Source organism: Mycoplasma sp. CB776 (assembly GCF_054343395.1).
On the sequence record NZ_JBTGVD010000001.1, the window covers coordinates 1 to 23,109 of the forward strand.

General features: G+C 23.5%; 21 protein-coding genes. 4 read left to right on the forward strand and 17 right to left on the reverse strand.

Annotated elements, in window-relative coordinates; all coding sequences use genetic code 4:
• Positions 1 to 87: 87 nt before the first annotated feature.
• The 7 genes from ACXX86_RS00005 to dnaX form a co-directional block, all read right to left on the reverse strand.
• Positions 88 to 2,541 (reverse strand): glucose PTS transporter subunit IIA, encoded by a 2,454-nt coding sequence (locus ACXX86_RS00005; RefSeq protein ID WP_458560905.1) that lies wholly within the window; start codon positions 2,539 to 2,541, stop codon positions 88 to 90.
• A 100-nt stretch (positions 2,542 to 2,641) separates the two neighbouring features.
• Positions 2,642 to 3,364, reverse strand: coding sequence for a 16S rRNA (cytidine(1402)-2'-O)-methyltransferase (rsmI, locus tag ACXX86_RS00010; protein WP_458560906.1), 723 nt, complete (start codon positions 3,362 to 3,364; stop codon positions 2,642 to 2,644).
• Positions 3,351 to 4,202 (reverse strand): hypothetical protein, encoded by an 852-nt coding sequence (locus ACXX86_RS00015; RefSeq protein ID WP_458560907.1) that lies wholly within the window; start codon positions 4,200 to 4,202, stop codon positions 3,351 to 3,353. The genes rsmI and ACXX86_RS00015 overlap by 14 nt, the downstream gene beginning before the upstream one ends.
• Entirely contained in the window at positions 4,195 to 4,836 is a 642-nt protein-coding gene (tmk, locus tag ACXX86_RS00020) for a dTMP kinase (protein ID WP_436359012.1), read from the reverse strand. Before tmk ends, ACXX86_RS00015 begins: the two co-directional genes overlap by 8 nt.
• A 4-nt stretch (positions 4,837 to 4,840) precedes the next feature.
• Positions 4,841 to 5,413, reverse strand: coding sequence for a toprim domain-containing protein (locus tag ACXX86_RS00025; protein WP_436359014.1), 573 nt, complete (start codon positions 5,411 to 5,413; stop codon positions 4,841 to 4,843).
• The gene (locus tag ACXX86_RS00030) at positions 5,413 to 5,694 is read right to left on the reverse strand and encodes a YbaB/EbfC family nucleoid-associated protein (protein ID WP_436359015.1); all 282 of its coding nucleotides are present in this window, start codon (positions 5,692 to 5,694) and stop codon (positions 5,413 to 5,415) included. Before ACXX86_RS00030 ends, ACXX86_RS00025 begins: the two co-directional genes overlap by 1 nt.
• A 13-nt stretch (positions 5,695 to 5,707) precedes the next feature.
• Positions 5,708 to 8,044 (reverse strand): DNA polymerase III subunit gamma/tau, encoded by a 2,337-nt coding sequence (gene dnaX, locus ACXX86_RS00035; protein ID WP_458560908.1) that lies wholly within the window; start codon positions 8,042 to 8,044, stop codon positions 5,708 to 5,710.
• A 131-nt stretch (positions 8,045 to 8,175) separates the two neighbouring features.
• On the opposite strand from dnaX, the gene trpS reads away from it, so the two are divergent.
• Genes trpS through ACXX86_RS00050 form a run of 3 tightly spaced genes read left to right on the forward strand, consistent with a single transcriptional unit; the run spans position 8,176 to position 11,304 of the window.
• A complete protein-coding gene (gene trpS / locus ACXX86_RS00040; RefSeq protein WP_436359017.1) occupies positions 8,176 to 9,162 on the forward strand; it encodes a tryptophan--tRNA ligase in 987 nt (328 codons plus the stop codon).
• A 1-nt stretch (position 9,163) separates the two neighbouring features.
• Entirely contained in the window at positions 9,164 to 10,906 is a 1,743-nt protein-coding gene (thrS, locus tag ACXX86_RS00045) for a threonine--tRNA ligase (RefSeq protein WP_458560909.1), read from the forward strand.
• Positions 10,906 to 11,304, forward strand: coding sequence for an MAG3450 family membrane protein (locus ACXX86_RS00050; RefSeq protein ID WP_436359020.1), 399 nt, complete (start codon positions 10,906 to 10,908; stop codon positions 11,302 to 11,304). The genes thrS and ACXX86_RS00050 overlap by 1 nt, the downstream gene beginning before the upstream one ends.
• 13 nt (positions 11,305 to 11,317) lie before the next feature.
• Here the strand turns inward: ACXX86_RS00050 and ACXX86_RS00055 are convergent, their stop codons facing one another.
• Genes ACXX86_RS00055 through asnS form a run of 10 tightly spaced genes read right to left on the reverse strand, consistent with a single transcriptional unit; the run spans position 11,318 to position 22,198 of the window.
• Positions 11,318 to 12,184 (reverse strand): DegV family protein, encoded by an 867-nt coding sequence (locus ACXX86_RS00055; RefSeq protein ID WP_436359021.1) that lies wholly within the window; start codon positions 12,182 to 12,184, stop codon positions 11,318 to 11,320.
• A gap of 53 nt (positions 12,185 to 12,237) precedes the next feature.
• Entirely contained in the window at positions 12,238 to 12,993 is a 756-nt protein-coding gene (locus tag ACXX86_RS00060) for a sugar phosphate nucleotidyltransferase (RefSeq protein ID WP_436359022.1), read from the reverse strand.
• Positions 12,977 to 13,339 carry an HAD hydrolase family protein gene (locus ACXX86_RS00065; RefSeq protein ID WP_436359023.1) on the reverse strand — a complete coding sequence of 121 codons (363 nt, stop codon included), beginning with the start codon at positions 13,337 to 13,339 and terminating at the stop codon, positions 12,977 to 12,979. The genes ACXX86_RS00060 and ACXX86_RS00065 overlap by 17 nt, the downstream gene beginning before the upstream one ends.
• Complete coding sequence (locus tag ACXX86_RS00070; protein ID WP_458560910.1) at positions 13,330 to 14,322, reverse strand: hypothetical protein; 993 nt, start codon at positions 14,320 to 14,322, stop codon at positions 13,330 to 13,332. Before ACXX86_RS00070 ends, ACXX86_RS00065 begins: the two co-directional genes overlap by 10 nt.
• Positions 14,323 to 15,417 (reverse strand): WavE lipopolysaccharide synthesis family protein, encoded by a 1,095-nt coding sequence (locus ACXX86_RS00075; RefSeq protein ID WP_458560911.1) that lies wholly within the window; start codon positions 15,415 to 15,417, stop codon positions 14,323 to 14,325.
• 1 nt (position 15,418) lies between these two features.
• On the reverse strand, positions 15,419 to 16,984 hold the full coding sequence (locus ACXX86_RS00080; RefSeq protein ID WP_458557307.1) for an MHO_4530 family protein: 1,566 nt from the start codon (positions 16,982 to 16,984) through the stop codon (positions 15,419 to 15,421).
• A 4-nt stretch (positions 16,985 to 16,988) separates the two neighbouring features.
• On the reverse strand, positions 16,989 to 19,181 hold the full coding sequence (locus tag ACXX86_RS00085) for an ATP-dependent helicase (RefSeq protein ID WP_458560912.1): 2,193 nt from the start codon (positions 19,179 to 19,181) through the stop codon (positions 16,989 to 16,991).
• A complete protein-coding gene (locus ACXX86_RS00090) occupies positions 19,168 to 19,869 on the reverse strand; it encodes a hypothetical protein (protein ID WP_458560567.1) in 702 nt (233 codons plus the stop codon). Before ACXX86_RS00090 ends, ACXX86_RS00085 begins: the two co-directional genes overlap by 14 nt.
• Positions 19,842 to 20,837 (reverse strand): glycosyltransferase family 2 protein, encoded by a 996-nt coding sequence (locus ACXX86_RS00095; RefSeq protein WP_458560568.1) that lies wholly within the window; start codon positions 20,835 to 20,837, stop codon positions 19,842 to 19,844. The genes ACXX86_RS00090 and ACXX86_RS00095 overlap by 28 nt, the downstream gene beginning before the upstream one ends.
• A gap of 14 nt (positions 20,838 to 20,851) precedes the next feature.
• The gene (gene asnS / locus ACXX86_RS00100) at positions 20,852 to 22,198 is read right to left on the reverse strand and encodes an asparagine--tRNA ligase (RefSeq protein WP_458560569.1); all 1,347 of its coding nucleotides are present in this window, start codon (positions 22,196 to 22,198) and stop codon (positions 20,852 to 20,854) included.
• A gap of 160 nt (positions 22,199 to 22,358) precedes the next feature.
• On the opposite strand from asnS, the gene tpiA reads away from it, so the two are divergent.
• Entirely contained in the window at positions 22,359 to 23,087 is a 729-nt protein-coding gene (tpiA, locus tag ACXX86_RS00105) for a triose-phosphate isomerase (RefSeq protein WP_458560913.1), read from the forward strand.
• Positions 23,088 to 23,109: the final 22 nt, after the last annotated feature.

The following is a 23,109-nucleotide window of genomic DNA, read 5'->3' on the forward strand; positions in this document are numbered from 1 at the left end:
TCCCATACTTTAAATTTTACTTTAAAGTGGTGCACTTGATCTTACAATTAAGCAAGAAATCATTTTAAATGATCTCTTTTTTGTTTTTTATTTTACTTCAAAGACAATTTCATCTTTAGAAGAGTTTTTCAATTGTTTATTAATAACTTCTGTTTTTGTTGAATCTGAAGTAACAATATAAACAATATCAGTTTTTTCAACAGCTGTTTTTAAGAATTCCATATCAACTTCAGCAATTAATTGTCCTTCTTTTACTTCACTTCCTTGTTCAATAAATGAAGTGAAACCTTTTCCAGATAAATTAACTGTGTCAATTCCTATATGAATTAAAATATTAATTCCTTCTTTTGTGGTTAAACCATAAGCGTGTTTTGTTGGGAATACAGTAGTTGCTACACCATTAAATGGTGAATAAATTTTAACTATTTTTTTAGTTGCATCTGGAGAAACAATAACACCATCACCAAGCATTTTTTCTGAAAAAACACCATCGTTTATTTCAGAAATATCTTTAATAGTACCTGAAGTAATATTTTTAAATTTAACAACTTCTTTGTTATCTAAATTCATATTATTATTTGTATCTTGTTGAATTTCGTTTTCTTGTTTTTCTTCGTTGTCTAAAACAAGTTTTTCACCTTTGTGAGAACTAATTTTTGAATTTAATTGTTCAGCAACTGGTCCAAAAATAACTTGAACGTGTTTATCACCGATAAATTTAACACCTTTTGCACCTGCTGCTTTTAATCTTTCTTCATTTACTTTTGTTTTATCAAGAATATCATATCTTAATCTTGAAGCACAGTTATTAAAACTTTCAATATTTTCTCAACCACCAAAAGCAAGAACTATTTCAGTTTCTTGTGCATTTAAAGAAGATTTGGTTGTTTGTTTTGAACTTTTTTGATTTTTGAAATCTGCTTTTGTAAATAATTTAGTATTGCTTCCTCTACCAGGAGTTTCTAAATTCATTTTTTTGATTACAAAGTAGAAAACAAAGTAGTAAATTGGAGCATAAGCAATACCAATCACTGCTCATCATCAGAAGTTTGTTCCTTTAAATACAGGAATTGCACCATAAATGATTAAGTCAAGAATTCCACCAGAGAAAGTTTGACCTATATGAGCACCTAAAATGTTCATAAACATAAATGCAAATCCAGCCATTATTGCGTGGAATCCTCAGAACATATAAGGAGCTAAGAATAGGAATGTAAATTCAATTGGTTCTGTAACTCCTGTTACAAATGAAGTAAGTGCTGAAGGAACAACACTACTTAATGCTATTTTTCTGTTTTCTTTTGGAGCTGCCATTACCATTGCTGCAGCTGCAGCAGGTAAAGCAAATTGCATAAATGGATATTTACCTTGTAAGTATCTACCTACTTTAATTCCAAGTTGTTTTTCAAAGAAAGTAAATACAGGAGCAATTTCAGTTTTTCCATTTACATTATAAACAACATTGTTAAATTCTAATGATAAAGCACTATTTGAAATTAGAGAGTCTCCAGCTCATTTAGTTGGGTTTTTAGCCATTAATTTATAAAGTTCTGTTGCTGTAATGTAACTTTTTCAGTTTTCTTGTAATGCATAGTTTGTAGAAGATAAAGGACCACCTTCTTTAAGAGCATCTCCTAAAGAAGAGTACACATCTCCACCAACATTTGTGTATCATAATGGAGCATAAAATGCATGATGCAATCCAAATGGAATTAAAGATCTTTCAATAATTCCAAACACAAGTGATTCAAGACCTACTGGAGCTTTATTTAAAAGTTTACCAAATGCTGTTAGTCCAGCACCTATTCATGGTCAAAAGATCAAGAATAAAAAGGTTAATGGAATCATAGCAACGATTGAAACAATTGGCACAAAACGTTTTCCTCCAAAGAAGGAAATCATTTGTGGTAATTGGATTTTGTAGAATTTATTATATAAATAAGAAATTAAAATACCTACAATTATAGATCCGAAAATGGAAGTTTGTAAAGATAGAATTCCAAAACTACTTTTTACAATTTGTAATGAAGATTCTAAACTTCTACCAGCACCACCAAAAAGAACTACATAACCTTTTAATTCTTTATAAACAATTTCTCCTTGTTTATTAACTTCTACTACAATATTATTAACATTTCCAGCAGTTACTTGACTGCTATTAGATAATGTTTCATAAACTGGTGATATAAAAGGAACTTGTAAAGCTAAAAATACAAAGTATCCTACAATAGCTGAAAAGACAGCTGTTCCTGCATCATTTGTAAAGGAAACTACAAATGCAGCAGCAAATAATAAAGGTAAAGCGTCAAAAATTGGTTGACCTAATTGTTTAATAAAAATCCCAAATACTTTTCCACCACCTGATGATAAATTTTCAATGGTAGCACCTATACCAAGAAATAATCCAGCTATCGCCATAACAGCAATAGGTAGTAAAAAAGCACCTGAAATTTTTGATAAAATCAACTTAGCTTTTGCACTAAAGTTTTTGTCATTAACTACTACTTTATCTTTGCTTTTTGTTTTAAAGAAAAATTTCATTTTATCCTTTCTAAAATTACCTACTATAATAAAGTATAGTTAGGTGATAAAATTATATGTTATATTCTGTAAAATAAATTAAAAAAGATTCAAAAAATAGTTAATTTTTGGAAAATTGTTGATATTTGTTAATCTTTTGGCGTTTTTCTGTGTGTTTTTTATATTTAAAACAAATGGTTCACTCACCTTTAATAACTTCAGGTAAAGAATTTAAAACACTTTCTACAGTACCAAAATAGTGTTTTTCATGCATTTTAGTTATTTCTTTTGATAAAAAAACTTCAATTTCTTGATTAAAAATTGTTTGCAAATCTTTTAATGTAGCAACTAATTTATAAGGTGAAACATAAGCAATATAGTTTCCTTCTGTTAAGGATTTAAACTCTTTTTGTCTTTGATTGCTTTTATCAGCTAAAAAACCAAGAAAAGTAAAATTTCCTTCAAAAGGCGATAAAACAAAAGAAGAAACAAAAGAAGTTGGTCCAGGAATAACTTCTAAAGAAATGTTTAATTCATAGCATTTTTTTATTAAAAAATAACCAGGATCACTTATTTTAGGCATTCCAGCATCGCTAATTAAAGATATTTTTTTGTTTTCCAAAAAATAATCCATTATTTTATTAGTAATTTCTTTTTCATTAAATTTATGATAAGAAATTAATTTTTTATTTTTTATATTGTAATGATTTAAAAGTTTTAAACTCACTCTTGTATCTTCACATAAAATAATATCAACCATTTCTAAAGTTTCTAAAGCCCTTAGTGTAATATCTTTTAAATTTCCAATAGGAGTACCTACAATAAAAAGTTTATTTTGATTCATTTTTTAAAAACCTTTCTTTTAAACGAACTATAAAATTCATTTTTTGAAGTTCAAAATTAATATAATAATGTTTTTTTTCATTGAAATCATTAATTAACAACATTATGAATTCATAATCTTTGTAACTTAAATTTAAAATTTTTTGTAAATTAATAATAGTTTGTTTTTGAATAAAAGAATGCTTATTTAAAATTAAATTTTTAATAAGTGCAAAAAAAAGAAATCAAAAAATGGAATGATTTTCTTCTTGCCAATTTAAAATTAAAAAACTAAAAAAATCTTTTGTAGTTTTTATTTTATGTAGTTCTGATTCAAAAGAATTAATAAATTTTTCAATTTTATCTTTTGAATTATTTGTTAAACTTAATAATTCATTAATAACATCGTTTTTTGTTAATAATTCATGTTTTGGATTTTTTAAATTTAAAACAAAAGACCTAGATACTATAGTTTTTAAAACAGCTTTAATGTTTTTAGTTGTAAAAATAATAAAAGTATTTTTATTAGGTTCTTCAATAAACTTAAGTAATGAATTTAATGTAGCAATATGTAAATTTTCAACATTTTCAATAACTAAAATATTATTTTCGTTTTTTTCTGCAGAAGTAGTCATTTTTTTAATTACTTCTTTTAAAATATCTTTATCTAAAGGATTTTCCTTTGTAAAATGAAAAAAGTTTTTGTTTATTTTTTCAATGGTTGTGTTTTGTATTTTAGAAATTAAAAATAACAGAATATTTTCTGCTAATTGTTTATTTTGAGAATTTATAATTCATGAATGAAAGGTTTTACCTGTAGAAAAAGAATTTTCAATTATAGTTTTTGCAATATTATCCATTTTTTGATAACTCCAAAATTTTATCTATTTTATTTTTTACTTGCTCAAAAACTGTTTCTACGGATTTTGAAGCATCAATGATTATATAACGTTTTGAATCACTTTTTGCCATTTGATGATATGAATCATAAACTCTTTGAAAAAATTCAAGAGCATTTTTTTCTATTCTATCGTCACAATGATTATTTTGTGAAATCAATCTTTTTCTTGATTCTTCAGGTGATAAATCAAATAAAAAAGTATAGTTTGGATATGTACCATTAATAACTATATCGTTTAATTCTTTAATTTTGTTTGTTCCGATTAATTGTCCAGCACCTTGATATGCAATTGAAGAATCTACATACCGATCGCAAATAACAATTTTATTTTCTTTTAAACTTGGTCAAATTATTTTTTCTAAATGTAATCTTCTGGAAGCAGCAAATAAAACTGCTTCAGACATTGCATCGATGGAGTTGGTTGGATCAAGAATAATCTCTCTTATTTTTTCTGCTTCTTTTAAATTATTTCCACCGGGTTCTCTTGTATAAACAAAAGATAAATTAGAATAATTTTCTTTAAAATATTTTTTTAATTTTTCTAAAATTGTAGATTTTCCACTACCATCTAATCCTTCAAAAGTTATAAACATAATTTTACTCTTTTCTATTGTTTATTGATTCTTTGATTGTTATTATATCCATATAATCTAATGAAGCACCCATTGGGATTCCAAAAGCTATTTGAGAAATAATAATTTTTTTAGTTTTTTCTTTAAGGTTTTTATGAATTAAATTTGTTAATTTTAATCCATCAATTGTTGGAGAAAGAGCAATTATTATTTCTTGAAATTGAGAAGAAAAACTCAATATTTTTTCAATTTCAAGTTGATAATTTTCTTTGTTTTTAATATCGAAAATAAAGTATTTTCCTTTATAAAAATCACTTTGTTCTATTTTTAATAATTCATTGTCACTTTCGATTATTAATAATTTTTTCTCCCTTTTTTCATCTAAACAAATATCGCATTGTTTGTTTTTGGAAATAAAATTGCATGAAATGCATTTATTTAAATTTTGGTTGAGTTGCTTAAAAGAATTTAGTAATTTTTCTAACTCTTCATAATTAAGATTTAGAGTATAGAAAGCTATTTTTTCAGCCTGTTTTTTTGTTATTCCAGGAATTTTTTTTAAATTCTCAACTAACTCATTAAATTCACTTCCTATCATTACATCATTCCGTTTGCTGGTGCAATTTCATCATGTTTTTTATTTATTTTTTCAACAAGTTCATTTATTGCTAAAATAATAACATCTTCAAGTGTTTCTTTATCTTCAGGATCAATTAATGCTTCATGCACATTAATTGATTTTAATGTTCTGTCCCCATACATTTCTAATTTTATTCCTTGTTTTTCTAATTCAAAAACTGTAGAGTTTAATTCATTAAGTTTTTTTGTATAACTTTCTTGCATTTTTTTTGCTTGTTTTATCATTTCTTGTATATTCATTTTTACCTCTTTTTTATTTTTTAAATTTATCTCCGAATATGGAAATCATTTTTTCTTCTTCGATTTCTTTTTGAGTTTTATAAACTATTTCTGGTAATTCATTAAAAACATCAGGAAGAGTTTTTAATTCTTGCATTCTTTTTCATTTTTGAGACGCTAAGTCAAATAATTCTTTAGATATTGCAAAGAAATGAATTTCTTCTTCAAAAATTAGTTTATTTAACTCTCTAAAATTAATTTGAGACTTTACACTATTTAAAGCTCAAATTGAATTTTCATTTTCTGGACTAGCAGAAACTAAAATAAATTTATCAGTTGCAGTAATAATTTTAACATCTAATAAGTAATTAATGTATTCTTCATATTGTTTATTGCCAAGAGAAATTAGTTCCAAATTCTTTAGTTGCTCTTTTCTTTTTTGAAGAAAATCTTTTGAATTTGCTTTGGTTTTAAATAAACCAAACAAATTAATTACTTCATCTACAGTTAAAATATCTTCCTCGATAATTCCGATATCTATACTTTCTGTTTTGAGACCTGGTATTGGTTCATCTTCATCGTCTAAAAGGGAAAATGCAGATTTTTTTTCTTTTGTTTCTATTTTTATATTTTCAGTATTTTCTAAAGATAAATCATCATAAACTTTAATTTCATGCTTTTCAGTTTGTATATTTTCTTCATCTTTTTTGTTGTCTAAATTAATTTGATTAGTTTGATATATGTTTTCTTTAGTTTGTGTTAAATAATCTTGACTATTTATGATATTTTCTGTTTCTTGGTATTTTTCATCAATAGTTTCATTATCAAGTAAAATAACTTCTGTACTTTTTTTTAATAAAGTTGTATCGGTTAAGTCTTTATTTAAGTCTTGAGAAAAAATTGAAGTAATTTCTTGAGTTGCTTTATTGTTATTATCTTTAGAAGGATTGTTATTTATTTGAAATATGGAAGTATTTTTATTTTCTATTTCTTCATTTTGTTCTTCTGAAATTTCATCTTGTAAAAAACTTTCTTTAAAAATATTTGAATTTAAATTTTCATTCTTTATTTCTGTTTTTTCTTTTATTAAAGAAGTTCTATTAATAGGATTTTCCTTTATTTCTTTTCCTTCTAAGAATAAATTATCTATTTTGTGTAAATTATTTGTTGTATTTTCTTTATTTATAATATTGACAGAATTGTCAATTTCTAAATTTTTTATTGCCTTTGCAACTTCAGAAATACTTTCAACTTTTATTGTTTCTTTTTGCTCGTTTTTTAAATTTTCATCAGAAGAATTATTATTTAAAAACAGGAGTTTTAATAATAAAATTTCAATAAAAGTTTTGTTATTTTCAATTACATATAAATTTTTTAAAGAATTATTTAATTCAGTAATAATATTAAAAGCATATTTTATATTTATATTAATATTTTCAACTTCTTGCTGTGATAATGTTTCTAAAATATTAACTTTTTTTGTTTTAGAAAAAATTATATAATCTCTCAATACGATTAAAAAATTGTTGATAAATGATGCAAAATCTATACCCTTTTCAAAAAGCGAGTCAGCAATTTCTATAATTTTTTCTACAGAATTACTATTTAAATAATTTAATATTTGAACATAATCACCATTAGAAATAAGAGAGAAAATTTCTTCCACTTTTGTTAAAGTTAAATCATTATTAGAGAACAAAATTGCTTGTTCTAACAATGACAGTGCATCTCTTAAACCGCCATCAGAAAGTTTTGCTATTTTTTCTAAAGCCTTTATTTCAAAAGAAATTTTTTCTTTATTTAAAATTTCTTCTAACTGATTTGTGATTATGTTTTGATTAATTTTAGAAAAATTAAATTTTTGTAATCTTGACAAAACAGTTAAAGGTATTTTTTGTGGGTCTGTTGTAGCTAGAATAAAAATTATATGCTTTGGTGGTTCTTCTAGAGTTTTTAATAGAGCATTAAATGCTGATTTAGAAAGCATATGAACTTCATCGATAATATAAATTTTAAATTTAGAATTAGTTGGCAAATTTTGAATATTTTCTTTCAACTCTCTAATTTCATCAACTCCGTTATTTGATGCTGCATCCATTTCGATAATATCAAAATTTTTGTTTATGTTGCTAATGCAAAAATCACAAGCATCAATGTTTTCTCTATGAGCACAATTAACCACAGTTGCAAAAATTTTTGCAACTGTGGTTTTTCCAGTTCCTCTTGGACCTGAAAAAAGATAAGCATGAGAGATTTTATTACTTATGATAATGTTTTCTAATGTTTTAATTATAAAATCTTGACCTTTTACATCACTGAATTTAGTTGGTCTATAAGTTCTATAAAGTGCTTGATAATCTTGTTTTTCCATATAACTATTATTTTAATATAAAATGGTTTAAAACCATAAAATATTATTACTCCTTTTTATTTTTTTATAATCATTCTTTAATTATAAATTTTAATAGAATATTTTAAATAGATTATTATATAATTTAATATATGAAAAAAAGATTAGTAACAGGCGTTCAAGCAACTGGTAAAATAACACTGGGTAATTATATTGGAGCAATTAAAAATACAGTAAAACTTCAAGAAGAATATGAGTCTTTTATTTTTATCGCTGATTTGCATAGTTTAACGTTGCCAATAGAAAGAAAAGATTTAAAACAATTTAGAGAAGATGTTTTTGCTTTATATTTAGCTTGTGGTTTAGATCCAGAAAAAAGCACAATTTTTTATCAATCTGATGTTGATGCTCATTCGGTTTTAAATTGATTTATTTTAGTAAACACCACTATGGGTGAACTATCAAGAATGACGCAATTTAAAGATAAAAGTAGTAAAATAAAAAATCAAAATGGAACATATTTAATTCCAACAGGGCTCTTTATTTATCCTACTTTAATGGCTTCAGACATCCTTCTTTATAATGCTGATATTGTGCCAGTAGGAATTGATCAAATTCAGCATTTAGAATTAACAAGAAACATTGCCGAAAGATTAAATAAAAGTTATAAAATGAATTTTAAATTACCAGAAGCTTATGTGCAAAAAACGGGTTCAAAAATTATGGGTTTACAAGATCCAACTAAGAAAATGTCCAAGTCTAATACTAATCAAAATGACTCCATTTTTTTATTGGATGATCCAGAAATTGCTTATAAAAAAATAATGAAAGCTGTTACTGATTCTGAAAACAAAGTTTATATTTCAAAAGACAAACCTGGGATATTGAATTTATTAACGATTTATAGTTCTTTGAAAGATATCACTTTAGAAGAAACTGAAACATTATTTAAAGAAAAAAATTATAAAGAATTTAAAGAATCAGTTGCTACTGTAGTTAAAGAATTTTTAACTAATTTACAGGAAAAATACAGAGATTGTAAAAAAGATATAAAAGAATTATCATTAAAAGGAAAAGAAAAAGCTAATTTAGTAGCTTTAAAAACAATTGAAAAATTTAAAGAAAGAATAGGATTATAAAATGAAATTTAATAAAGAATTAAACCATACAACAAGTCACTTATTAGCTGCTGCAGTTATTGAATTATATCCAAATGTTCAATTAGGATTTGGTCCTTCAACTGAAGAAGGTTTTTATTATGATTTTAAATTTGAAAAGCCAATAAGTGATGAAGATTTAAATAAAATTGAAAAGAAAATGAAAAGTTTAGCTTCTGGTGGTTACAAAATGGTAAAGACAAGTGGAGAAAATTATTCTTTTACAGATAAACCATTTAAAAAAGAATTATATGATGAAATAATTGCTAAAAATCAAGAAGCAACCTTTTATTCTTTAATAAATCCTTCTAATAACAAGATTCTTTTTGAAGACCTTTGTTCAGGTGGTCATGAAGATTCAACATCAAAAATTAAACATTTTAAATTACTATCAATAGCTGGTGCATATTGAAGAGGAAAATCAGAAAATGAACAGTTAACAAGAATTTATGGTACTTCTTGAGAAACTAAAGAAGAATTAGATCAATTTTTAGAAATTTTAAAAGAAAGAAAAGAAAGAGATCATAGAAAAATTGGGAAAGAATTAAATATTTTTACTTTTTCACACCTTTCAGGCCAAGGACTTCCTATTTGATTAGAAGATGGAATGAAAATTAGAAATGCAATTAGAAATAGAATTTTATTTTTTGACAAAAAATATGGATTTAAAGAAGTTTTAACTCCACATTTTGGTTCAGAAGAACTTTACAAAACTTCTGGTCATTTAGAACATTATAAAGATGATATGTTTAAACCTATAGAGGTAGAAAATGAAAGATTAATTGCACGTCCTATGACTTGTCCACATCATATTATTTTATTTGATAGACAAAAAAGAAGTTATAAAGAACTACCTATACGTTATTCTGAGCAGTCAAGACTATATAGATATGAAAAATCAGGAGCTTTAACAGGACTTGAAAGAGTAAGAGGTATGGATTTAACTGAAGGTCATATTTTTGCTAGAAAAAGTCAAATTGTAGATGAATTTAAACATTTATATAAAATGATTATTGAAACATTAAATATGTTTAATATTAAATTAGATTATGTTTCTTTTTCTAAAAGAGATCCTGAAAATAAAGAAAAGTTTTTCAATAATGATGAAATGTGAAACCAAGCAGAAAGTGATTTGGAAAAAGTTTTAAAAGAATTGAATATTGATTATGAAGAAAAAATAGGAGAAGCAGCATTTTACGGACCAAAAATTGATTTTCAAGTAAAAACAGTTTTAAATCATGAAATTACTATGTCTACATTACAGTTAGATTTTCTGCTTCCTGAAAAATTTAAAATAAGTTTCATAAATGAAAATAATGAAAAGGAAACTCCAGTTTTAATCCATAGAGGTTTAATAGGGACATATGAAAGATTTATTTCTATTGTTCTTGAACAAACAAAGGGGAATTTACCATTTTGAGCAAGTCCAAGACAATTTGTTGTAATTCCAATTCAAAATGATAAACACTTAGAATTTGCAAAAAAAATAAAAGAAAAATTACAATTATTAAACTTTAATGTTGATTTAGATGATAGAGACGAAAGAATTAATAAAAAAATAAGAGAAGCGCAATTAATGAAGACAAAATACCAAATTATTATTGGTGATAATGAAATTAAAAATAATTTGGTTACTTATAGAAAATACGGTGAAGAAAACTCAACCAGTGAAAATATTGATAATTTTATAATAAAAATGCTTCATAAATTACATTATAAAAAATAATGAGAATTACAAAAGCTCCAAGTTGATTATTTACTATTTTAATAGTTATAATTCCTATTTTAGTTATTTATTTTCTATTTTCTCCTGAAATTCAAAAAAAGGAAATCATAGAATATAAATATTTATGTTTAATAGGACTTTCTTATGTTATTTTATCTTTTATAATAATAACAATTTTTGTATATCTTAAAGTTTTAAAAATAAATTTTTTTAATTTTAATTTCCCATTAATTTTATCTTTATTTGTCATTTTAATTACTTATCAATTTACTGAATATTGAATTATTTTAAGAATATTTTTAATTATTTTGTGTTCTTTTTCTATAATTCCAATAATGTTAGTAACAGCAATTTTAAATAAAAAAAATACCCAAAAGGCAAATTTTTCTAAAAAATAATAAGGGTATTTTTTTATATTTTAATTTTTGATAATTTAGGTCAAATACCTAATGAAGAACAACCTACTCCAGTATGTATCATAACGGTAGCAGAAGCTATTTCGATATTTCCAAGTTCTAATTTTTCTTTATTAAATAAGTTAATAATTTCGTTTTTCATTTCTGAATCATTGGCATACATAAATTTAAATTCAAAATTTTCTAAATTATGTTTACCACCTATAAAATCGATTAATTTTTCTAAAACTTTTTCATAAGAACCTTTTAATGTTCTTTTTAATCCACCAAAATTAATTCCTTCTTCATCTACTTTGAGTAAAGGGATTAATTTAAGAGAATTAAGTAAGAGTTTTTTTACTCCCTTTAATCTTCCACCACGAATTAAAGAAGTTAGATCTTTAACAATTAAAAAATTCATACTTTTTTTAGCAACTCATTTTGATATTTCTAAAAGTTTATTTAGTTCAACGCCTTCATTAGATTTTTGAACTAAAAATTTACCCAGTTCTAGTGCTTCATCTGTAAAAAAGTGATTATCTATAATGTGAAATTTGTCTCCATATTGTTTAGATTCTACTAAAACTGTTTGATAAGTAGATGAAAGTTTTGAAGAAGTTAAAAAAACGATAACATTTTCATATTCGCTATTCATTTTTTTAAGTTTTTCTTGTATGGTTGCTAATGCAGGTAAAGAAGTGGAAGCACTGCTAGATTTTTTGACTAATTCTCAAATTTGTAAATTTGTTAATTCTTCTCCATTATCTATATAATCTTTTCCATCTATTGTAAATTGCAATGGAACCATTTCAAAACCATTATTTTCTATAGTTTGTTTAGAAATACCACCAAATGAGTCTAATAAAATACCTAATTTTTTCATAAGTATAATTATATAACTTTTTCCTTGATTTAAAAATATTTAGTTTTATTCCGTTAATTTTTAGGAGATTTGTTATTTAAATAATTTTCAAGTTGTTCAGGAGTTCCAAGTGAAATATAAACGTTTTCTTTTAAAGGCATTCATCCTATTTTTTCTTTATTTTCTAGCATTAAATTAAAAATATTAGACATATAAAATTCTTCTTTTATTTTTTTATTATAAATATGCATTTTTATGCAATAATCAATAAATTTTTTTCCATTTTTAAAAAAATAAAGACCAGAAATTGCTTGATTAGAAATAACTTCTTTTTCTTTTGTTTCTAAAACTAAATTATTTTTGTATTTTATGAAAGAAAAACTATTAGATGTAGAATAAAAAGTTGAAACAGCAGCATCAAATTTGTTTTGTAGAGAAAATTCTAAAAATTTTTGTGCTTCTTTTTCTAAATAAAAATTATCAACATCAGCAAAAATAACAGGTTTTTTATTATCTATAATTTTTCAAATAGAAAGAGCAGTGGAAGCAGCTCCAGTAGTTGTTTGATCTACAGTAAAAATTTTAATTTTATATTTTTTTTGTAAAGAACTAATTTCTTTTTTATAAATTGAAGTAAATTCTTTTTTCATTGCTAGAATAAATGTATTTTGCTTGTCAAAAGATTCAATTGCTAGTTCTAAGAATGTTTTATTTTCTACTGTAATAAAAGGTTTATCAGTTGTATAACCTTTCTCTTTAAATCTTTTTCCGTTTCCAGCCATTAATATTACAATCTGTGCTTTTTGTGTTTTTTTATCTTTCTTTTGCATATTTTTTTAAAAAATCTTCATTAATTTTATCTCATCCTTCAAAGTGGATGGAACGATCGCATATTGTAATATCACCATTAGGTTTTCCAAAAAAAATTTCATCATATTGAATATTATGATTCTTTAATCATTCTAAAGTTACTAATCCTATATTTTTCATAACTTTTCCTATATTATGATCTTGAGTTTGCATATTTCTTGCTGTATTAATAATAATTGTGTGACCTTTTTGTTTCATTTCATCTATAAATTCTTTTGCTCCGGGCAAAGGTTTTACTTCTGAATAAGATTGATTTTCTTTTTTTATTTCACAAATAGTGCCATCTAAATCTATAACTATTCTCATTTACCCTCCGATTTTAATAAATCATTGAAAATTTCAATAGATTTTAAATAAAAGATTTTTTGATGAATTTTAGATTCTTTATGTAACGGAATCATAGTTAAAAATAATAAACCTTCAATTAATTTAATTTCATCAAAAGAAATTTGAAATATTTCAATAATTTTTTTATTAAAATAAAGCAAAATTTCTTTATTTTCTTTGTCAGAAAAAGGAAAATTTTCTTTTAGAATAAAATTATTAGAATTTTCTTGGAAAGAAAAATTATTGTGTACAATTCAGTCGTATTTTCCAGAAATACTATGACTTAATTTTGCTAAATCGTATCTCAAATCTCCTATAACATCTCTGTAATAATCAAATCTACCTCTTGGATCTACTAATTTAATTTCTTTTGTTTTTTCATCAAATAAAATGTTACTAAAGAAAAAATCTCCATGAACAATTGAAAGTAACTCTCTATTTATTAATTTTTCTTCAATTAAATTAAAAACTTTTTCTTTAATTTGATTGAAAGGTTTTAATTCTTTATTATTGAAAATTATTTTTTTATTAATATCTACAAATTCTGATTCATTTATTTGATTTATTCTATTATTTGTTTTTTCGATATAAATAAAACGAGATAAAGAATCATCTTTATTTTCATAAGGGTTTAAAAAAGAAGTATCTTTAAATTGTTTTAACACATAAAATAATTTGTCAATTAATTCGTAAAAATTATTTATATAAACTTCTTTTTGTAAATAGTTATAAATATTAGGAAAATCTACAAAATCCATAACTATTGTACTAAAATCATTTAGTTCTTGATATAAATAAATGTTTGGGATGAATTTTTTCAAGTTTTGAGGTAATTTTATAAATCAATAGTATTCATCTAATATTTTGTTTTTATCGGCAGAACTTTTGTATATCAAGTTATTTTTCTTTTCTATTGAGTTAAAATATCTTGATAAAAATTCTTTATTTATTTTTTCTGTCATTTATAACTTTCTTTTAATAATGTTATTTTGTAATTTTTCTTTCTTTAATTTTAAAATATTTTTCTTAGAAAAGATAAAAAATATTTTAATTAAATGTTGTTTGAATAATTCTTTGATGCAAAATTTTATTGCTAACTTAAAAAAAGTAAATTGAATTTTAGAGTTTTTTGTAGGTATTTTGTAAGGTATGCTAGGAAGTTGTTCTTTTCTTTCAAGCTTATATTTATTTGCTATTTTTCAATTAGGTTCATATGTATCTATATAATATTTTAAAAAAGAAATATATTTTTTGTTAAAAGGTTGTAAAGAAAATTTACTAATTGTTTTATACCTGGGTTTTAAATTATAAAAACCTATTTGTTTAGATTCTAAAGTTATAAAATTTTCATTTATATATTTATCAAATTCTTCTTTTTTACTTAAATCATCACCAAAAACATTGTCTAAATTTAAATCTGTATTTTCTTTAAAAACAAACTGAGGAAAATAGTTTTCTGGATGCATTTTTACAGGAAGAAAGTCATTTTGCTTATTAAAATAAGCAAATTCATTTAAGTCTTTTATTAACTTAACTGGTTCTCAAAATTTTTTCACATCTGTTGCTAATCCAAAATTTAATCAGTCAGATATATGTAAATAAGCATAATTAATTTTTCCATAACCCAAAACATTGTAATCACAACTAAAAAAAGTAGAAGAAATTAATCTTTTTTCAAATATTTTATATTTTTCATCTCTTTTGTGGAAAAAACTTGCAAAATCATTTAGAATATTATCGTTTTTGAAATATAAATCATTTCTAATTCTTAAAACATATTTGGTTTTAACTTCTTTTAAACCATTTTGAGTTGCAACAATAATTCTATTAATATTAATACCATATTTAAATTTAGTTATATAAAAACCACCAGGATCCTTGTTTAAAATAAATTTACTAACTTTAGGATTTTCATCAATTTCATCATTTTCTCAACATGATACTAAAATTGGTGATTTAGGAAAACGTTTTTTTAATGAATTAATGCTTTTTTTAGTATATTTATCATATTTTCCGTTAATTAAAATTGTTACATCTTCTTGATTGATTTTTTGCATTTTAAATATTGAAATAATAGTTATAACCTATTTTTTCAAGAATCCTTTCGTTTTTAATTATATTATTTTTGTTTTCATAAATTATTGTTATTTTGTTGGTAGAACAAATTTTATTTAATGTTTCTAAAGAAATTAAAAAGGAATCATCTTCTATGTTATTTAATATTTCATAAGAAATTACTAAAAATTTAGGTTTTATTTCTTTTAAGATAGAAAACAACGATAAATTTATTTTTTGAACATAAATTCCTCATCTGTCAAAAGCTAATTCTTTATGTTTGGATGCTTCTTTAAATTTTTTTAAAAACATAGAATAACTTTTAATTCTGATAATTAAATTAGAAGTATTTTTATCTAATTTATTTCAATAATTTAAAAATACATCTGTATATGTATAAATAAAATTATGATTTTTTTCTTCACTTTTTAACTCAATATCTTTTTTGAGAATTTTTTCAGCTATTTTTATTTTTTCTCTAACAAAAAGAAATTTTTTAATTTCGGGGCGAATGTTATCTATTTCTATTTCACCAATTTTTCTTTTGCCTCTTCTTAATTCTAATTTGTTTGTTGTTATTACATCTCTTTTAAGAATTTCTTTAAATTCTTCAATAGCCTTATCGTATTTTTCTAATTCTTCTGTATATTCTAAAAAATAAGGATGTTCAAGTTCAATAGTTTTATTAACATTTTTAGATTTTCATAGTGAGAAGTTAATCATTTTTTTTATTTTTCCTGAACTTGAATTTTGTTGAGTTTTATTATCAATAATAACAACAGATTGTTCCGAAAAGAAAAAATTATTTTTTAATTTTGAAAATAATTTATATAGTTTATATTTTATTTTGTTTATTTTTCTTTTATTATTTGAATTAAAAGCTAGAATTAATATTCCTTCTTCTAAAAACAGTTGTTTTATTTTAAAATAAAGTAAAAAATTATTATACACAAGTTCTTCTAAAATGTTTTTGGAAATAGATTCATTTATAAATCATGTACTTAAAGAAAAATTGAAAAATAAGGAAAATCTTTTATTAGTTTTAAAATTTTTGATTTTCATAATTTTAATTTTTTTTACAATTTTTTGTAAAAATTTAATATTTATTTTGCTATATCTATTTCTATAAATAAATATATATTTTCCACCTTCATTTGAAAAAATAAATTTATATTTTTTATTTGTTTCTTTTTTGTTTTCTTTATCAATTATATTTAAATCTAACTCTTTATTAGATCAAGTTTTCATATTTTCAATAAATTTGCTACGATCTTTTGCATCAATTAAAAGTATAAAATCATTTAATTTAACTCAATTTCCTGTATAAATATTTAATTTATTTTTAAAAACTTCTAAAACACTGTCTTTAAATTTAGAATCTATTACTCTTATTCTTTCGTTTTCTTCATCAAAACTTAAAGGAATGATAATAGAACTATTTTTTAAAATATGTTTTTCATTTTTGGAATAAACAAAAAATAAAATTCCTGATGCCGTTATACATAACAAAATAATAATAACTACTAAAATAATACCTAAATGATCTAATTGAAAATTATTTTTAGTCATAATCTTAGATAGGTGTTATCCTTTCTAAAGATTTGTGCTGTTTCATTATTTTTTTGGTCGCATCTTTTTCAGGTAAGTTTTTGAACTTAACAATTATTGTATCACCTTCTTCAGCAAGAACTATTCCTTCTCCAAAAACAATGTGATTTACTAAATCACCAGCAACTAAATTGATTGTTTTATCATTTCTTTTATAGTTTAATTGCCCATCATTAGTTCTTTTTGTGAAATTTTGTAAAATTTCAGATTTTATTCCCATTTCTGAAATAAATCTCGAAGTTTGAGAATATGCTTGATTTTCAAAGTAGTTTCCACCAGAATCAGAAATAAATAATCTTTCTTTAGCTCTTGTGATAGCTACATAAGCAAGTCTTCTTTCTTCTTCTATATTTTCTTCATCTTTTAAAGTTCTTTTATTTGGACAAATACCCTCAGCCATTCCTACTAAAAATACATTTTGGAACTCCAAACCTTTGGAACTGTGTATTGTCATTAAAGTTACAGTATTTGGTTCATAGTTCGAGTCATCACTATCTGTTAATAAAGAAATTTCGTGTAAATAATCATTTAATGTTAAATTAGGATTTTTAGATTCTCAAGATTTAATCCCTTGCATTAAACTATGTAAATTATTTAGAGCATCTTGTTTATCTAAAATGTTTTTAATTGAACTTATGTATTTAATTTTTTCAATAAATTTTTCAAGAACAAAAGAGATGCTTTTTTCACTTTTTAGCAGTTTTCTTGCAAAGTTAATAGAATTTAAAAAATCAACCAGTTCTTTTTGGAGAGAATGATTTAAAGGTAATTCTTCAAATCCTTCTTCTTTCATATAAGTTTTTCTATTAGTGAAATAATCAATTAAACAATCAAAAAGTGGAATGTTTCTTTTGTTTGCATACTCAGTTAATTTTTGAATTGCTGAAGGACCAATTTTTCTAGAAGGGATGTTTATAATTCTTAGTAAACCAACAGTTGAACCGTCATTCATAACCTTTAGATAAGCAATTAAATCTTTTATAACTTTTTTTTCAAAAAATTTAGTTCCACCTAAAAGTTGATAAGGAATATTTTCTTTAATTAAAGCTTCTTCAAAAGCTCTTGAATAAAAACCGGAACGATATAAAATTGCTATATTTTTAAGTTGAACTTTTTTTCTTTTTAAATCATTTATTTCTTCTGCAACTCATCTGGCTTCAACTTCTACGTTGAAAGAATGGTGAAATACAATTTCTTCATTTGAAATATTATCGGTGAATAAGTTTTTTTCTAAACGATTTTTATTATTTTTAATCAAAGAGTTTGCTGCATTTAGTATTTGATTGGTAGAACGGTAATTTTGATCCAGGGTAATTGTTAAGGCACCTGGGAAAAATTTATCAAAATTTAAAATTAATTCTACATCAGCACCTCTTCAAGTATAAATTGTTTGATCAGGATCTCCAACAACTGTTAAAATATTTTTTTCTCCAGTTAAATGTTTAATAATTTCGAATTGCAATTCTGATGTATCTTGAAATTCATCAACAAGAATATGAGAAAATTTATTTCTTCATTTTTCCTTTATTTCTGGAAATTGTTGAAAGATTTTAACGGTAAAAATCATTAAATCATCAAAGTCTAATGCTTTTAATAATTTTAATTCTTTTGAGTATTCAGTATAAAGATCAACTATTATTTCATCATCTTCTTCTAATTTATCTATATCTATTTCTTCTGGCAAAATTTCTAAATTTTTTCATTTAGAAATTTTTTCTAAAACAGTTGAATAATTAATGTCTCTATTTGTTATTTTTAATTTTCTATATATGTTTTCTAAAATATTTTTTTGATCTGAAGAATCAAGAATATCGAAATTCGAATTATAATCTTTGAGATTGGTGATTTCTCTTCTTAAAATATAGTTACATAAAGAGTGGAAAGTACTTATAAAAACTTCATTTCCTTTTTCTTCAACTAAATTTATAACCCTTTCTTTCATTTCGTTTGAGGCTTTATTAGTAAAAGTAACTGCTAAAATTTTTTTAGCATCAGTAATTTTATTTTCAATTAAGTAAGCTATTTTTCTTGTCAATACTCCTGTTTTACCACTACCAGCTCCAGCAATTATTCGAAGATGACCTTGATTATAAACAACAGCACTTTTTTGTTTATCATTTAAATTTGAGAGAATTTTTACATTATTATCATTCTTCATAATAATCTCCTTTCGTGTCTCACTGCACTTTGGTTCAATTTAGGTTTTTGATTTCTAAAGGTTTTTGAGTTTCGATGAATTTATTTTTGTATACTAATTTGCTTTTGGAAAAAATATTTATGATGTTTTTTTTTGGATTAAATATGTTGAAAAAAAATAAAATTAAAAGCAAAATAAAGTTAAAGTTAGAAAAGGCGATAAAAATATTTATTAAAATTTTTTCTAATGAATTCAAATTACTAAATTGCTTATTTTTGTCTTTTAGTAAACTATTGCTAGAAACAATTTTCTGTGATAATTGAGGATTAATTAAAAGAATAAAAAGAAAAATTAATATAACTCAATTCAAAGAAAAAAATAAATTTCTTTTTAATAAGCAAGAAAGCAATTCTTTTTTGTTTACTTTTTTTTCTGTTTGTAATTCTAATTTACAAATTATTTTTCCAATACTCTTGCCTTGATTTAACAAAGGAATAAGTAATTGGAAAGCTAAAATAAATATAATTTGAAAAAAAAGTCAAAAATAATAAGCTAAGTTATAATCGTTTTTAAATATTAAAAAGAATAAAAAACCTAAAGAAGAAAAAGCAAAAGAGAAATATAATAAAATATCAATTAAAGAAGAGAGAAACTTTATTGAAAGACTCGCTTCTGCTTTAGTTAAATTTTTTTGGAAATTGAATGTCATTTTGATGGGGCTGTATTTTCTGTAATAAGTTTACTTTCGTTACTGTTTAATAGGATGTATTTATTTACTGATAAAAGTAAATTAAATTCATTTTTTCTTAATAATTTTAATTTTTCATAATATTTTAAAACAGTTATTGGAAATTCTTCTTGTCTTGTTAACAGTCTAGTCAATAGAGATTTTTTAGTTACTCCTAAAATTACAGGAATAAAAATTTGTAAAAAGTAAAGTTTGGCATATAAAATCTCTTCCATAAATTCAATTTTATTTTCTCTTGTGAAATTTTCAATATTTTTTCAGTCCCTAATAACTTGTGAAGGGTTAAAAATGCTTATTTCATTATTTCATTCATTAACGATGATTTCATCGATATAGACATAACTTTCTAAAAAGGGTAGTGTTTTGTATAGTATTTCAATCAAATATTTAGAACTAGCATCTTTGAAATTTGTGTTTGCTGTTATTTCTAAAAATTTATTTGTGTTAAAAAATTTGTTAAAAATAATTGGAAAAGTGTATGCAACTACCTTTTTGTCTTCTTGAATTTTAAAAATTTTATTGTCTTGAATTCTTTTTTTAGGTTCTAATTGAAAAAAACCTTTAAATTTAGGCTTAAATTCAATAATGTCAACCTTGTATTTTTTTTCAATTTCAATAAATCTTTTGACAAAAAAGTTTTTTAAATTAGTTTCAGGAAAAACAACAATAAAATATTCTCCAACTGCTTTTGTAAGCATATCAAAAATATCACGAATAACACCTTGTCTTTTTGTATTAATTAAAATTTTTAATTTATCTTTGAAAAGTTCTTTATATTCATAAACTAAATTCAATTCATCATTTGTAGGTTTGTTAATTGTTACAATCACTTCAAAATCTTCGTTTTTTTGTTGAACATAACAAGAGTCTAAAAGAGATTTAAGTTCATTTTTTTGTTTATATGATGGAATTAATATTGATAATTTCATTTTTACTCCTTTATTTACATTTTTAAGTTATTAACTGTTCTTGGGAAAGGAATAGTATCTCTAATATTGTCGATTCCTGTAACATACATAACAAGTCTTTCAAAACCAAGTCCAAATCCTGATGAACCAGCATCACCAAATCTTCTTAAATCTAAATATCATTTTAAATCGTCTTCTGGGATTGATAATTCACGAACTCTTTCTAGTAATTTTTCATAACGAACTTCTCTTTGGGAACCACCGATTAATTCACCAATACCTGGAACTAATAAATCAAAAGCAGCAACTGTTTTATTATCATCATTTTGATACATATAGAAAGCTTTGAATTCTTTTGGATAATTTATAACAGCAACAGGCCCGTTAAATAATTTTTCTGCTAAGTATTTTTCGTGTTCTGTAGCTAAATCTAAACCAAAATAAATATTTTTTTCTTCAAAAATATCTTTTACTTTTATTAATTCTGCTATAGCGTCTTTATAATCGATAATAGAAAGTGTTTTGTTTAAAAATAAATTTAGTTTTTCTCTCAAGTTTTTATCAACAACTTCTTCTAAAAAATCAAATTCTAATTTATGTTTTTCTAAAGTGTTTTTAATAACAGTTTTTAGCATATGGTCAGATAATTTAATCACATCTTGCAATTCGTAAAAAGCGATTTCAGGTTCAACCATTCAAAATTCTGCTGCATGCTTTTTAGTGTGAGAATTTTCAGCTCTAAATGTTGGAGCAAAAGTATAAACCTTTTTCATTCCAATTGCATAAGATTCAGCGTGTAATTGACCAGTAACACCTAAAGTTGCTTTTTTTCCAAAAAACATTTTTTCATTTTCTGAATCCACAACAAAAGTTTCTCCTGCTCCTTCTCCGTCGTTAGAAGTTATGATAGGTGCTGAAACATAAAGGAAATCATGATTAGAGAAAAATTTATGAATTTCTATCGCCAAAGTAGAACGAATTAGCATTATAGCTTTTATTAATTTTGTTCTGTGTCTTAAATGAGGTATTTCTCTTAAAAATTCCATTGAAATTTCTTTTTTCTGAATTGGAAAATCTTCATCTGTATTTTTTAATAACTTAAATTCATCAGCTTGAAGTTCGATAGGTTGTTTTGAATTTGGAGTGTAATTTAAAACACCTTTAACATAAATAGCTGCTCCATCCCTTGCCTTATCGACTTCTTGTAAATTGATTTTTTCGTTTTTTAAAACTACCTGCAAATTAACTATTGTAGAACCATCATTTATTTCTAAAAATTTAATTTTTGTATTTCCTCTTAAGTTTGTTAGTCATCCTTGAATACTAAAAATTTTTTTATCATTTTCTTTAGCATTTAATATTACATTTTTTATACTTTTCATTGTTGCCTGCTTTCTAACATTTATTATTATATTAATATTATTTAAATTTTACTATAAACTGAAGATTTTGTTATTGAAATTTATAATAAAATAATTAATTTTTTTATTAATTCAAGAGTTTTAGTATAATTTGAATAATGATTATTTTTTAAGGAGAAAAATGAAAAAATTAACAATTATTGGTAATTGAAAAATGAATAAAAATGCTCAAGAAACAAAAGCATTTTTAGATGAATTTAGTAGATTATACAGTGAAAACAAAACAAAAATTTCAGATGAAGTTACTTTCGGAATTGCTGCACCTTTTACTAATTTATTTTTATTTGAAAAATCAAATTTAAAAATAGTAGCACAAAACTTTTCAAATTTTGATTCTGGTGCATATACAGGGGAAATTTCTGCATCTATGTTAAAGGATTTATCTGTATCTTTTGTAATTTTAGGACACTCTGAAAGAAGACAATATTTTGGTGAAACAGATGAATTAGTTAACTTAAAAGTTCATCAAGCATTAAAAGAAGGATTAACTCCTGTTGTTTGTGTTGGAGAAACATTAGAAGAATACGAAAATAATAAAACAAAAGATGTTATTTTACATCAATTAAAAAATTCTTTAAAAAATGTAGAAGATTTTTCTAAAATTGTAATTGCTTATGAACCTGTTTGAGCAATTGGTACAGGAAAAACAGCAACTGCACAAATAGCACAAGAAGTTTGTGAATTTATAAGAGAAAACACATATAAAGATGTTGTTATTCAATATGGAGGTTCAGTAAGTCCAACAAATATTGAAGAATTAATGAATCAAAAAGATATTGATGGAGCACTTGTAGGTGGAGCTTCATTAAAAGCAGATTCTTTCATAAAATTATTAACATTAAACAAATAATGTGATAAAATTTAAATATTAA